The 13,323-nt window shown below is 61.4% G+C and carries 16 protein-coding genes; 6 read left to right on the forward strand and 10 right to left on the reverse strand.

Features of this window, described 5'->3' with window-relative positions; genetic code table 11:
• The first annotated feature begins 12 nt into the window (after nt 1-12).
• The gene (locus tag ACVJ19_RS40845; protein ID WP_453954706.1) at nt 13-510 is read left to right on the forward strand and encodes a hypothetical protein; all 498 of its coding nucleotides are present in this window, start codon (nt 13-15) and stop codon (nt 508-510) included.
• Between the two features lie 657 nt (nt 511-1,167).
• Nucleotides 1,168-1,488 carry a hypothetical protein gene (locus ACVJ19_RS40850; protein ID WP_453954707.1) on the forward strand — a complete coding sequence of 107 codons (321 nt, stop codon included), beginning with the start codon at nt 1,168-1,170 and terminating at the stop codon, nt 1,486-1,488.
• A 25-nt stretch (nt 1,489-1,513) separates the two neighbouring features.
• Here ACVJ19_RS40850 and dapD read toward each other — a convergent pair whose 3' ends face one another.
• The 4 genes from dapD to ACVJ19_RS40870 form a co-directional block, all read right to left on the reverse strand.
• The gene (gene dapD, locus ACVJ19_RS40855; protein ID WP_453954708.1) at nt 1,514-2,485 is read right to left on the reverse strand and encodes a 2,3,4,5-tetrahydropyridine-2,6-dicarboxylate N-succinyltransferase; all 972 of its coding nucleotides are present in this window, start codon (nt 2,483-2,485) and stop codon (nt 1,514-1,516) included.
• Between the two features lie 220 nt (nt 2,486-2,705).
• Nucleotides 2,706-3,023, reverse strand: a complete 318-nt coding sequence (locus ACVJ19_RS40860) for a hypothetical protein (RefSeq protein ID WP_453954709.1) — start codon at nt 3,021-3,023, stop codon at nt 2,706-2,708.
• Complete coding sequence (locus tag ACVJ19_RS40865) at nt 2,935-3,468, reverse strand: hypothetical protein (protein WP_453954710.1); 534 nt, start codon at nt 3,466-3,468, stop codon at nt 2,935-2,937. The genes ACVJ19_RS40860 and ACVJ19_RS40865 overlap by 89 nt, the downstream gene beginning before the upstream one ends.
• 4 nt (nt 3,469-3,472) lie before the next feature.
• On the reverse strand, nt 3,473-4,933 hold the full coding sequence (locus ACVJ19_RS40870) for a winged helix-turn-helix domain-containing tetratricopeptide repeat protein (RefSeq protein ID WP_456739535.1): 1,461 nt from the start codon (nt 4,931-4,933) through the stop codon (nt 3,473-3,475).
• Between the two features lie 183 nt (nt 4,934-5,116).
• Between ACVJ19_RS40870 and ACVJ19_RS40875 the strand changes: the two genes are divergently transcribed.
• The 3 genes from ACVJ19_RS40875 (at nt 5,117) to ACVJ19_RS40885 (ending at nt 7,934) form a co-directional block, all read left to right on the forward strand.
• Nucleotides 5,117-5,575, forward strand: coding sequence for a cupin domain-containing protein (locus tag ACVJ19_RS40875; RefSeq protein ID WP_453954712.1), 459 nt, complete (start codon nt 5,117-5,119; stop codon nt 5,573-5,575).
• A gap of 168 nt (nt 5,576-5,743) precedes the next feature.
• Complete coding sequence (locus ACVJ19_RS40880) at nt 5,744-7,012, forward strand: IS256 family transposase (RefSeq protein WP_038952271.1); 1,269 nt, start codon at nt 5,744-5,746, stop codon at nt 7,010-7,012.
• A gap of 226 nt (nt 7,013-7,238) precedes the next feature.
• Nucleotides 7,239-7,934 (forward strand): hypothetical protein, encoded by a 696-nt coding sequence (locus tag ACVJ19_RS40885; RefSeq protein WP_453954713.1) that lies wholly within the window; start codon nt 7,239-7,241, stop codon nt 7,932-7,934.
• Nucleotides 7,935-8,049: 115 nt separating this feature from the next.
• Here the strand turns inward: ACVJ19_RS40885 and ACVJ19_RS40890 are convergent, their stop codons facing one another.
• Complete coding sequence (locus tag ACVJ19_RS40890; RefSeq protein ID WP_453954714.1) at nt 8,050-8,556, reverse strand: hypothetical protein; 507 nt, start codon at nt 8,554-8,556, stop codon at nt 8,050-8,052.
• Between the two features lie 57 nt (nt 8,557-8,613).
• Between ACVJ19_RS40890 and ACVJ19_RS40895 the strand changes: the two genes are divergently transcribed.
• The gene (locus ACVJ19_RS40895) at nt 8,614-9,087 is read left to right on the forward strand and encodes a hypothetical protein (protein WP_453954715.1); all 474 of its coding nucleotides are present in this window, start codon (nt 8,614-8,616) and stop codon (nt 9,085-9,087) included.
• On the opposite strand, the gene ACVJ19_RS40900 is transcribed toward ACVJ19_RS40895, so the two are convergent.
• The 5 genes from ACVJ19_RS40900 to ACVJ19_RS40920 form a co-directional block, all read right to left on the reverse strand.
• Entirely contained in the window at nt 9,088-9,339 is a 252-nt protein-coding gene (locus tag ACVJ19_RS40900; RefSeq protein ID WP_453954716.1) for a hypothetical protein, read from the reverse strand.
• Nucleotides 9,340-9,423: 84 nt separating this feature from the next.
• On the reverse strand, nt 9,424-10,365 hold the full coding sequence (locus ACVJ19_RS40905) for a transglycosylase (protein ID WP_453954717.1): 942 nt from the start codon (nt 10,363-10,365) through the stop codon (nt 9,424-9,426).
• Nucleotides 10,366-10,450: 85 nt separating this feature from the next.
• The gene (gene tnpA / locus ACVJ19_RS40910; protein WP_453954718.1) at nt 10,451-10,840 is read right to left on the reverse strand and encodes an IS66-like element accessory protein TnpA; all 390 of its coding nucleotides are present in this window, start codon (nt 10,838-10,840) and stop codon (nt 10,451-10,453) included.
• A gap of 452 nt (nt 10,841-11,292) precedes the next feature.
• Nucleotides 11,293-12,063 (reverse strand): sulfite exporter TauE/SafE family protein, encoded by a 771-nt coding sequence (locus ACVJ19_RS40915; protein ID WP_453954719.1) that lies wholly within the window; start codon nt 12,061-12,063, stop codon nt 11,293-11,295.
• The gene (locus ACVJ19_RS40920) at nt 12,060-13,316 is read right to left on the reverse strand and encodes a CCA tRNA nucleotidyltransferase (protein ID WP_453954720.1); all 1,257 of its coding nucleotides are present in this window, start codon (nt 13,314-13,316) and stop codon (nt 12,060-12,062) included. Before ACVJ19_RS40920 ends, ACVJ19_RS40915 begins: the two co-directional genes overlap by 4 nt.
• Nucleotides 13,317-13,323 lie beyond the last annotated feature (7 nt).

The following is a 13,323-nucleotide window of genomic DNA, read 5'->3' on the forward strand; positions in this document are numbered from 1 at the left end:
AACGGTCTTGCTGTGCAGCCCGGCGGTGTCGCAAACCGCAACAAGCTCCCCCACCCAGGTTCCCTCCGTCACGGTCGATGCGCCGAAGCAGGCGGCAAGGCCGAAGCAGGCGGTCAACACCGGGACATCTCGCCCGACATCGTCAACCCGCCACATCCGATCGGCAACCGCTCAACCGTCGTCCGGTCGAACGCCATCGCCAGCACCGGGTTCACCATTGGCGAGGATTGCCGCGTTGGAGAAGCGCGCCAGCAGTTGCAACGGTGGCTGTCAAACAAGCTTCAGACGCGGCAAGGATCCCTGGGTCGGGTGCAGCGAGTCGGGCGGCGGACAACCGATGCACCTTTCTCGCCGACCTGCACAGACACCATCACTCACAAGAACTACGTGGATTGCGTCGAGACCAAGGTGTTCCTGGGCGACTACCGCAACAGAGCCTACTGGATCTGCAGCAGCCTCTCCGCCGGCAACAAGTTTCAAGTCGCCGACCTCAAGCGACCGAAGCGCTAGCGCTGGAGCATGATCCGGAAACGCGCGAAGCGGTTTTTCGGGAAGATCATGCGTCAACAACAATCCAAAGCGCGACGACGATTCATCCAAATCTCGTCGCGCTTTGGAGCGTTTTTCGAACGAAGCGCATACCGTTTCGCGCGAAGAAAAAGCGTCTCCGGTTTCGGTTGGGACAAAACGCGAAGACCTCAGAGGGAGCAAGTCCGCTCCGCCCTGCTAAGCTGACTCTAATGGCTTATGTCGCGACTTCGCAGATAGGCCAAGAGACGACATCACTGCATTGATGTGCTAAACAGAATCTCATGACAGAGACGAAACTGTGATGTCATTCGCCTCAAACGCGATCGCTTTGATTTGGCCGTTGGGCATAATGAGTCTAGGCGTTGCGGACGCCTGGTTCATCCGGCAGATGCGCCGACACCTGGCACCGGGATTGGCTCAATTCAGGGGCTATTCAGATTGGCGTCTTGAGGGGCGCCGCCCCGCCCTTTGGCGCGACCCGTCCGCTTACAGCGAAAGAGGCAGAAGATACCGACGCTGGGCCATCATGGTCGAAGTCTTGTTTCTTCCTTGGTTCTTCGGAGGATTGTTGGTGTGGGCGCCAAGGTGAGGGCACAAACATCAACGACCTATAGTCGTCGCTAGGCACGTCTTCCGATGGTGCGCAATTTAGCAGGTCTGCTCATAACGATCCTGGTCGCCGCCGCTTATGTCGCAGACTTCTACCTCAATATAGAAGCCGCCAAGAAGCGAGTCTCGGTTTGGAGAAGAGGTTCGACATACTGGTTCATCCGTTCGAACGGTATGGCGGGGGCTCAGAGACGCGCTCGACTTATCTGGGTGGAGCGGCTCGGGTACGATGAAAACGAAGCTATGCTCATTGCCAAGTATCAATCCCGCCTTGGGCTTATCGGCATGACTGCATTGGTCGTCGTCGGAGGCATTTGCGCTGCTGTTTTCGAATACCTTGAGCTTTAGCGAAAGCAGGATGCGGGTGGGCTGCCTAGCCGTGAAGCTGCGAGTTGAGGCCGTCCCAATTGGGTGTGCGTCTGGTTGCCTCAAGAGCGCCGCTCTGGGAGTTACGGCGAAAAAGAAGGCCCTTTTGGCCTGAAAGTTCCTTGGCTTTCAGGACCCGGCCGTCTTCCAAACGGATGCGCGCGCCTGCCGTGACATAACAGCCCGCTTCGACGACACAATCGTCACCCAACGAAATGCCGATACCGGCGTTGGCTCCGATCAGGCAGCGCTCACCAACCGTAATCCTCTCTTTGCCTCCTCCTGACAGCGTGCCCATGATCGAGGCTCCGCCACCAACGTCGCTGCCACGTCCCACGACCACGCCGGCGCTTATCCGACCTTCGACCATGCAGGGACCGAGCGTACCTGCGTTAAAATTGCAAAAGCCTTCATGCATGACGGTCGTGCCCGGCGCCAAGTAGGCGCCGAGCCTGACGCGATCCGCATCCGCAATTCGCACGTCCGCAGTCGTCACATAGTCAGTCATGCGCGGAAACTTATCCACGCCCGTCACCTCAAACGCGAGGGCACGCTTTCGCGCGACCAATTGCGCGTCCGGTACACGAGAGCATTCGCAGGGACCGAGGGTCGTCCAGGCAACGTTGGGTAACAGACCGAAAATTCCGTCAAGGTTCAGGCAATTGGGCTGGACGAGCCGGTGACTCAGGAGATGGAGTCGAAGATAGGCGTCGTGCACATCGGTCGGCGCAGATGCAAGGGAGTCAATTTCTGTGCGGATTGGAACGACGTCGACATTGCGAATGTCGTCGTGTCGCGCATATCCGTCCGCCGGCTCACCCAACGATCCAATGATCTCGTCCGGCGTCAGCCGCACCGTTGCCGCCTTGCCGGCCTCCACAACCAGGCTCAGTTGAAGAAACCAGGAATCCAACACGCGACCGTCAGCGGCAATGGTCGCAAATCCTTCGCCGCTCGCGCCTCTCAGCTCCATCGTCATTTGAATTGCTCGCACTATGATCCCACACAGTGCATACGCGAGTTCTCCCGGAATTGGCAACTTCTGCGCGCTCAGACGCATCCGCTTCGGGTCACAGGTCGCCGAAGACGGCTAAGCCGGGCGAATTACGGTGACACTGCGCTTAAGTCCCTGCCCGCCATCCTAACCACCTCGTCGGCGAGTGCGAGCAGCTTGTCTGGAGCCGACCACGGAACGGAAGCTACTGCTTCGCCCCTTCGGCGGCGGCGGCCGTGGCCATATATTTCGAATAGAGTTCGGCAATCCGCGCGCGCCACATGCCGACGAACGCTCCCGATGTCAGCTTGTCGACCGATTTCCACGCCTGCTTGACGGCCGGAAGAGTGTTCCGCCAGATCGCACGTTTGCACCATCTCTCGCCTTTTTCCTTGCCCTCGCCGGTGGCACACATTGATTTCCAGGCGATGCGATCAGGTTGGCTGATGTGCTCGGCGGCGCCTTCCCAGCCCTGTTGATGGATCAAGTAAAGATCGCTCAAGGTCGGCTTCTGGTGCGTCACCCACTCGAACAGCACGCCTTCGGTAATGACCTTGTAGGCTGCCGCTACGTTGCTTGGGATCGAGCCCGGACTCGATCTTCGCGACCGCTTTCATGAAATTGAAATCGAGACCGAACGCATCGGACGCGCGCTTGATCTCCTCAATCGGCGTTCCGACCAGGGTGTCCTTGAGCGACCTCAACACGATATCCGCCGGCTTCTCGGCGGGCGGATATTCGGACCATACGTAGTAGATCAGATACCGGAAGTCCTGGCTCACCGGCGCGGGGCTGGAAGCATCATCCAATGCATCGCGTATTGCCGGCACCGGCTGCCCAGCATCACGGTGGTCCAATGCGTTCGATTTCGTCGCGTCGAAATCGTCATCGATTTTGGCTTGGGCAACCAATGTCCGACCAGTGCCGCGACTTCGCAGATGGGCCAGAAGCGGAATTGAAGCTACCATCTACTTATTCCGGCAGCCCGGCCTCGCGAAGTGCGCTGCCGAGCTTCAAAGCGAGTTCGGGCGCACACGCAACGCCAGCAAGCTGGCCAGCGATGCGGAACTTTGGTTGCAACTCGATCACGCGGGAGGCCGCCGCTCGCGCCTCCGCCAGGCGACCGAGGGCCGCGAGTGACGCCGCGAGCTGAACCCATGTGATGCTGTGGGCAGGATTGGCCAGGTTCGATTTGTAGGCCGCGGCTGCAGCTTCCGGAAAGCGATCCCGCTGGAAGTGACCGAGCGCTTGGGCATCGTAGGCGGCGAACGCCCATGGATCGAACGGACTCAAGCGCATGCCACGCTCGCTCCAGTCAATCGCGCGCTCGGCATCGCCGGCCCAGGCGGCGACGACACTGCCAAGAATCCATGCGAGCGCTGTCGATGGGCTCAGCGCCAGCGCGGTCTCGAATGCGACAAAGGCGGCTTGCCGATCATGAGCATCCATACCGAGCGAAAAGCCGGCGCAGGTCAGCGCCCGCGCATCGTCGCGACCGTATTCCATCGCCTTGTGCGCGTGGTGCACGGCGGCCGAGCGATTCTCTTCCTTCAGCCCCGTACGTAGAAAAAGATTGTGATGTGCGATAGCGGCCAGTCCATGGGCGAGCGCATAAGACGGATCAAGTTCGAGCGCACGCTTCAGGAGCGGAAGCGCTGCCGTGGATCGTTCGTGCATGCCGGAGTCGACGTCGGCCTGCGCGCGCAGCACGAGTTCGTAGGCATCGAGACTGTCGGGTCGCTTGCGACGGATGCGTTCGGCCTCGGCCCGGCGCAGGCTCGGCTCCATGGCGCCAATCACTGATAGCGCAATCTCGTCCTGCAAGGCGAACAGATCGCCGGTCCTGCGGTCATAGCGTTCTGCCCAGATCTGCACGCCGGTCGCGGCCTCAGCGAGTTGCGCGTTGATGCGAACACGGTCGTCGGCGCGCCTCACGCTACCCTGGAGAACGTAGCGCACGCCTAGGTCGCGTCCGACCTGTTTGATATCGGCGATGCGGCCACGCCAAACGAAGCTCGAATTGCGAGCAATCACGAAGAGCCATCGGATTCGCGACAGGCCAGTGATGATGTCGTCGACCATGCCGTCGGCCAACCACGCGGTTTCCTCGGACTGCTCGAACGGCAGCACGGCGATCGACGGCTTTTCCGGCACCGCGAGTGCGGCCCGGTGCGCCGTCTGGTCCGCAATGGCATCAGTACGTGTGACCGGCGGACCGGCATAGCGGTAGCCGCGGCGCGGCAGCGTCTCGATCCAGCGCCCGCCACCGCCCTGCTCGAGCGCGCGGCGAAGTGCTGCGACCTGCACCGAGAGATTGCTGTCCTCGACCGCGAGTCCCGGCCACGCCGCCTCGATCAATGCATCCTTGCTGACCGGAGAAGCAGCGCGCTCGAGCAGCAGGCGCAGCAGTGCGGCGCCACGCTGGCCAAGCAGGCTTGGCGCACCGTCGCAAAGGAGCGCTCCTGTGTCAGCGTCGAGCGCAAACGGGCCGAATTTGTAGGCCGCGGGTGGCTGGGTCATTTCGGCGACATTTTGCAACAATTTTGGCGACTCTTCACGACCTTTCGGCGCCGGAGTGGCAGCATCAGGCTCCCTGAACACTATCCGGAGAGCGACATGAGCCGACAGCCGATCATCCGACGACCGACCGAAGGCAAGGGCGTGAAGCTTGCAGGCCAGCCCATGACCTTCCTGGTCACGGGCACCGATACCAAGCATACCTCGATGTTCGAATGGACCATTCCGCCCGGCTTCTCCACGGGGCTGCATGTCCATCGCGTGCAGGAGGAGACGTTTTATGTCCTGGAGGGCGAATGCGACTGGCAGGTTGGCAGCGAACGGGTGCGCGCCACTCCAGGCACCTACCTGTTCCTGCCACCCGGCGTCCCCCACAACATAGGCAATGCCTCCGACAAGATCGCACGGGTGCTCATGACGGTGTCGCCGCCCGGCCATGAGCGCTATTTCGAGGAACTGGCCGAGACGGTAGCGCGCGGCGGCGCCGCCGATCCCGCAACGATTGCCAAGTTGCGAGCCCGCTATGACACCGATCAACTGTCGGCGCTCAAAAAGTAGGGCGTGGCCCCATTGCGTGAAGGAGATCACGCCCGTAAAGGCACTTGTTCCGGTGTACCTCCCAAAGCCGGGAGCTATGGCGGAATCTGGGTGATGACGGTGTGAGGAAGGCGGCGTATCGAGGCGGGTGACGAGCCTGCCAGAACCTCTCGAGGAGAGCGATACGCCATGACCGAGACTACCAATGTTCTTGCTTTCCGTCAGCCGTCCGCGGTTGATGATCCACTGACCGATATCGTTCGTGCCGGCGCGCGGGACCTGCTTGCCAGGGCGATCGAGATCGAGGTTGGCGCGTTTCTGGCCAGCACGGCCAATCTGACGCTGCCCGACGGTCGAGCGCGCCTGGTCCGACATGGGCACGGTCCGGTGCGCGAGATTGCGACCGGCATCGGTCCGGTGGAGGTCGCTCGTCCCAAGGTCCGCGACCGCGGAGCGAGCGGGCCAGGCGACCGCCTCCGCTTCAGTTCGGCAATCCTGCCGCTATGGGCGCGGCGGACGAAGAGCCTGGATGCCTTGATCCCGGTCCTCTATTTGCGCGGCATCTCGACCGGCGACTTCCAGGAGGCGCTCTCGGCGCTGCTCGGCAAGGATGCGCCGAACCTGTCGCCTTCGGTGATCGCCGGCCTGAAGGCCGATTGGCAGGTCGAGTACGAACGCTGGCAGAGACGCGATCTGTCGGCGCGTCGCTATGTCTACATCTGGGCCGATGGCGTGTACCTGCAGGCCCGCATGGAAGATCACAGCGAATGCATGCTGGTGCTGATTGGCACCACGCCGGAAGGCAAGAAGGAGCTGATCGGCTTCCAGGTCGGCGTGCGCGAGAGCGCGCAGAGCTGGCGCGAACTCCTGATCGACCTGCGGCAACGCGGGTTACGGATTGCCCCGCAACTCGCCATCGGCGACGGCGCCCTCGGCTTCTGGAAGGCACTGGACGAGGCCTTTCCCGGCACGCGGCACCAACGATGCTGGTGCCATAAAGTGAGCAACGTACTCGACAAGGTCGCCAAATCCGTGCAGGGCCCCATGAAGAACGACCTGCGGAACATCTATCTGGCCCCACACCGGGCCGAAGCTGAAACCGCGATCGACGTCTTCGTCGAGAAATACCACGTCAAATACGGACGTGCGGTGGAGTGCCTGATCAAGGATCGCCATGCGCTGCTCGCCTTCTTCGACTTCCCTGCTGAGCACTGGATCCACCTACGCAGCTCGAACCCGATCGAGAGCGTCTTCGCCACGGTGCGCCACCGAACGGTGCGGACCAAGGGATCGCTGTCGCAACAAACTGCGAAGCTGATGGTGTTCAAGCTCATCGACGCCGCATCGAAGACCTGGCGGCGATTGAAGAGCACGAACCAGTTGCCGAAAGTCATCGCCGGTGTAAAGTTCATCGACGGAATCGAAGTCATTCCGAACACTGAAAGCCACGCCGCCTGATCAGGCCGCGTCACCCAAAATCAGCCATAGCTCCAAAGCCGGCTGTCGAGATAGGCGCCCGACCGCCGCGAAGGGCCAGGAGCGGAAACGAAATCCTGTCCAGCTAGTCTTTTCTGGCGGTCAACACAATTTACCGAACCTTAGCCCCTTCCATGCACAACCAAAGGCTGTTGGCGCGTCGGCAGGCTCCTTAGCCTATTAGGCGCTCATAGCAGTTGGTGAGGCGATGGCTCTGCTGCGCGCGAGATGGCTGGCTGTGCTCTGCACTCTGGCCAGCTTTCTAACAGGATGCGGCGGCTCTCTGAGCGAGACCATCAGATACCAATTAACATTCAACGTAGATGTTGATGGCAAGCTCGTCAGTGGTTCCGGCGTCATTCAAGTCAAGCAGTCCGACACGAGAGGCCTCTTCGGCTCTATGGGAGGTTTCGGCAACGAGGTGAGCGGCGAAGCTGTTGTGGTCGATCTCGGCGCTCACGGTACGCTCTTCGCGCTTCTGCACGGACCGAAGGCTGGATTCGGAGATCTAGGTGGTCCAGCATGGATGCTGTTTCATGCTTTTGCCGACTTGCTGAAAAGCGAGATCGATCCTCTTCCCCGAGTGCGGCTGTTGAGAGAGCAGCGTCCGCGTCGCGTGTTGCATGTCGACGAGATTCCGATGTTGGTCCACTTTCGTGATCTCGATGACCCAGAGTCGGTTGAACAGATTGATCCTGGAAATCTAGCCGCAACATTCGGCTTTGGAGTTGTATTGCGCGAGGCGGTCATCGAGGTGACAGAAGACCCATTGACCGCGGATATTGAAACGAAGCTGCCGTGGCTTAAGACCATGAGAACTCAGCTTGACGGAGATCAGTATCACTCCCGAAACACGCTTGCCAACGAGCTGAACGCACTCGATTTTTATCGAGGGAACCTTTGAGCTTAATCGAGCGCAGTTGGCACGATCCCGGCGCCGCAAACTGAGAAGTACTCAACTTGGGCAAATTGCGACCCGCTCTGCCTCACTAAGCAGACTTCGATAAGACGGGCCGAATTCATCGTCTTTGCGTGAGAACCTCATAGGATCGCTGTAGCGCAATCAGCTTGGGCCCAAGCTGAGCATCATGCACGATCGTGCCGGCCACGAAACCATGCCCTACGCCAATTCTGGTACAAGTGCTAAGGTAGGTAAGGACTTTCAACGCGTTGCTATCGAGTGTTCCCCTGACGATCCTTTCGACCCGAGCATTCATCACTGCCAATGGAGTATGGTCCGGAGAGTTAATATCGGCTTCTCTGCTGACGATCGTTACCTCGACGATTACTGGCGCGTCGACTCCTTCTGGAATATAGTCAAAGAGCACACCACCTTGCGAACTCGCCACCGCGCAGGCTACTGCCCGGTCGAATACAAGACAACCAACAATCAAACAAAGCGCGTAAAGCGTTGTCGTCTTCCATGTACGCATACTTACACGCTGATCGCTAATCATCGCGCCAGGATGCCAAGTCTTCTTAAGGTCTGCAATGGGCCAGAAGCAGAAGCGTTGGCCGAGCGTCATCAAATGCTCATTTACCGCAGTCGACCATCATTTACGTAGCGAGGCTGGTGAACCACAATGCTCATGGCTGTGCTATTGGATTGGATGCCCAGCCGATATGACGGTCTGATTGTTTATCCCGCACTAGCCTTCGTTATGGCTCCTGGCTTAATCCTAAGCGGGCTCTTCATCACCGCGCTCCCAGGTATTCTGATTGGTGCATTTACAGTACGCAAAATTTCTGGACCCCCGCTGGGGCCCAACATCTTAATTGGAGCTTTTGTCGGCACTTTCATCGAGATCATCATTTACGCGATGAGATGGTGGCCGTACTCGATCAGCAAGGGTGCCGAAAATGGGGTTTTCTGGATTGCGCTGATCTTTCAAACCCTATTGCCAATTTTGGCTCATTGCGATTCTGACTTCGAAGACAATCAACTCGAAAATGGAATCGAGGTAGCCTCGACATTCCGCTTCGGGTCACAAACCGCCGATGACGGCTACGCTCCAGGCGCGAACGTCAAATCGGGCCGGTGTCGAACGCAATCTTAGTCAGCCCCGCGGCGCCATGCTGTCGGGAGCAAAGTCGGTCGGGAGGCCGTCGATGCTCTTCATGTTCTTCAGGCGCCAGTATTTTCGTAACTTGTCGAGACCCTGTGCCGTCCAGTGGCGCACGAGGCTGCCGCGCTCCTGCTTGTCGTCGAACAGCGGCACGCCCATGCCGCACGAGGTCTGCACGAGCTCGACCGAGAGGCGCACGATCTGGCGCGCCGGCGGGAGAGGGAGCGCTCGTCCTTGCAGCAATCAAGCCTCATCTCATCACGGTCGCGTCGACCACCTCGTCAGCGAGTGCGAGCGGCTTGCCTGGAGTCAACCACGCGACGGAAGCTACTGGTTCACCCGCTCGGCGGCGGCCGTGGCCATATATTTCGAATAGAGTTCAGCAATCCGCGCGCGCCACATTCCGACGAACGCTCCGGATGTCAGCTTGTCGACCGATTTCCACGCCTGCTTGACGGCCGGAAGAGTGTTCCGCCAGATCGCGCGTTTGCACCATTTCTCGCCTTTTTCCTTGCCCTCACCGGTGGCACACATTGATTTCCAGGCGATGCGATCAGGTTGGCTGATGTGCTCGGCGGCGCCTTCCCAGCCCTGTTGATGGATCAAGTAAAGATCGCTCAAGGTCGGCTTCTGGTGCGTCACCCACTCGAACAGCACGCCTTCGGTAATGACCTTGTAGGCCGCCGCTACGGCATTGTCGCGGGGACTACGAATCTGCCCCGAGCCGAACTTGTTGAACTCATACTCACTCAGTTGGAACAGGCCGATATACGACCCGGTGCGTTGCTTGGGATCGAACCCGGACTCGATCTTCGCGACCGCTTTCATGAAATTGAAATCGAGACCGAACGCATCGGACGCGCGCTTGATCTCCTCGATCGGCGTTCCGACCAGGGTGTCCTTGAACGACCTCAACACGATATCCGCCGGCTTCTCGGCGGGCGGATATTCGGACCACACGTAATAGATCAGATACCGGAAATCCTGGCTCACCGGCGCGGGGCTGGAAGCATCATCCAATGCATCGCGCATTGCCGGCACCGGCGGCGCAGCATCACGCTGGTCCAATGCGTTCGATTTCGTCGCGTTGGAATCGTCGTCGATTTTGGCTTGGGCAACCAATGATCGACCAGAAGCCGCCCCGGAGACCGACCCGAGCGTTGCTCCAGGCAGCGCTCCAGCTCCAGCAGATATCTCCGCTACGGCGCGATGAATCATCACCGTGAATGCAACGACACCCACGATGCAGGCGGCCTGCAAGGCTTTCATTGCCCCCAACTCCGCGGCAGGGTTCCCAAGAGAAAGCTACACCCACATTTCCCGCTGTCCAAGGTGAGGTGGCCACGCCGATGCTTTATCGAAGCTGGCTGTCACCAAAATGCGACACGCGCACCGTCGCGCCCGCGATCATCACCTCGATCCGCTCGGCCGGATCCGTCAGAACATGCGCCTTATCGATCGCGTTCGGCTGCGCCTCGACGGCGGCCTGGAGCCTGACTTGCACGAACTGCGGCGCTTCGCTCGACGCGAGCCGCGCCTGGCGCCGCCACACACTGAGCAGTCCCCGGTTCACCCCGTTGCGTCGAGCCACCTCGGAAATGCTCGTCTCCGGATCGGCACTCTCGGCCACGATCCGCGCCTTCTCCGCATCGCTCCAACTGCGCCGTCGCCTCTCCCCTGTGATCACCTCGATCCGCTGATAGGAGGCGGCATCATGCCCGTCTTGATGTCTGTCTTGATGCATGGAACGAGCGTCCCTCGCGTTGTCAAATCCACGCGCGAGTCTCGCTCATCCCGTCCACCTAAACGAGGTGGGGTCGTCGTACCGCTATCCTTCGACCAGCCAAAAGGTCTGGATCCTTGAGGGTGACAGACGTGATCGGATAAACTTCTATCCGGGGCATTTGAGCGTTGGCCGTCAAGACCGTTGCTGCGAAAATCGACGCTGTAGCAATTCCCGTCTTCATTACCCTCTCCACTAAAATGGCAGGCATGAAACTATAAAGTGGGTTATGACATCAATACATCCGTTGCGCGACTGAAGCAATTGGATGGAACGCTCGTACTGGTGTTTGAGCCGGTTCGGATCAATAAGCCGCCGATGAGGCTGAGCCGGGTGACTTCCAGCTTGTGCTCGGAGGCCGATGCTTATGAGTACGAGGTTCGATCCGCGGTCCGGGCGCGGGCCAGGATCATCTATGCAATCAGCTGCTTCGCCGCCGCCGAGATCATCACGAGCCCGCCCGTGATCACCGCAACGTCGAGGATCGCGGTGTGGATGTGCACCGGCATCCGCTCGACGAAAGCCTTTGCGAGGAACGCGCCCGGGATCGCGATCCCGCCGATCAGCAGCGCGAAGGCGAGCACCTGCGCGGTCACGGCGCCGGCGAGGCCGAACACCGAGATCTTGATGAGGCCGGTGCCGAGCGAGATCATCGCATCGGTGGCGATCACGGCGGCGCCTTCGAGGCCTGCGGCCATCAGCAGCGAGAGCAGGATCACGCCGGAGCCGGAGGTGCCGCCGACCAGCACGCCGTAGCCGACCGAGCCGGCGGCAAGACCGGTGTCGCCGATCCTGACCTCACGCCGGCGGAGCACGCGGCGCAGCGGCACGCTCATGATCAGCATGGTGCCGATCACGAGGGCTGCGCCGGCATTGGTGAGACGCGTATAGCCGTAGGCGCCGAGCGCGGTGGTCAGCGCCGCGCAGGCGAGCACGATCAGCGCGCGGCGGCGGTCGGCATGGCGGAGATAGGCAAGAGCGCGGCTCGCATTGGTCAGCATTGCGGAGATCGCGATGATCGGCACCACCGGCTCGGCGCCGACCAGCGGCACCAGCACCAGCGGCATCAGCGCGCCGGTGCCGTAGCCGGCGAGACCACCGATGATCGAAGCAAACAACGCCATCAACGCGACCAGCAAAAGCTGAAGGATCGAGATGTCGGCGAAGCCTGAAACGATGGTCACGTTTTCCCGTCGCGGCCGACGCGTGCCGCAGCTTGATCGGCGATGGAAGCGAGCGCGGCTTCCTCTAGGGGAAAATCCGCCGCAAGCCAAGCGTCCTCGGCGAGCGTCAACACATGTCCGAGCGCGGGCCCTTCCGCGAGGCCGCGCGCGATGAAGTCGGCGGCGCGCAGCGGGAATTTCGGCGCCGTCCAGCGCTGCGGCAGTTCGGCGAGCGCGCGCCAGCGCGGCGAATGCACCTCACCGGCGGCGCGCGCCCAGCCGAGCAACACGCGATCGTGATAGCGCTCAGGGCCGAGCCGGTAGAGCAGCCGCCGCGCATTGGCCTCGTCCTTGGCGGCGAAGCGCCACCAGCGATGGCCCATCGAATCCAGCGCCTTGGCTTCGGCATTGGAGAGCCGCAGGCGCGCGGCGACGCGCTTGGCGTCCTCCGTCACGGCGACCGTCAGCGCGGCGAGGCGCCGCGTGCTGCTGGGGCTGAGGCCGAGCTCGCGCTCGATCGCGATCATCGTTTCCAGCGGGCCCGTATAGGCGACGCCGCCGATCAGCGTTTGCAGCAATCCGCCATCGGCCATCGCCAGCGCGGCCGCGGAGGCACCGCCGGCGACCAGCAGCTTCAGCATCTCCATCCGCACCCGCTCGGCCGACAGGCTGGCGAGGCCCGCACGTCCGCGGATGCAGGCGAGATAGCCGTCGCGGTCGGGCTCGCCGGCGCCGAAGGCGGCATGTATGCGGAAGAAACGCAGGATGCGCAGATAATCCTCGGCGATACGCTGGTCGGGATCGCCGATGAAGCGCACGCGGCGCGCTTTGGCATCCGCGATGCCGCCGACATAGTCGTACACGACGCCTGCCGCATCGACCGACAGGCCGTTCATGGTGAAGTCGCGCCGCCCGGCGTCCTTCACCCAGTCGCGGCCGAACGCGACCCTGGCCTTGCGGCCGAAGGTCTCGGTGTCCTCGCGCAGCGTCGTCACTTCGTAAGGATGCCCGTCGATGACGAGCGTGATGGTGCCGTGGTCGATGCCGGTCGGCACGCTCTTGATGCCGGCGGCCTTGGCGCGGCGGATCACCTCCTCCGGCAGCGCCGTGGTCGCGATGTCGATGTCGCCGGGCACGAGGCCGAGCAGCGCATTGCGCACGGCGCCGCCGACCACCCGCGCCTCCTCGCCATCAACGCCGAGCAGTTGCAGGACGCGCGCGGTCCCACCGGCGGTCAGCCAGGGCGCATCGGCAAGGATCGGCTCCGCGCTCATCGTCCCG

This window comes from Bradyrhizobium sp. USDA 376, assembly GCF_054063675.1.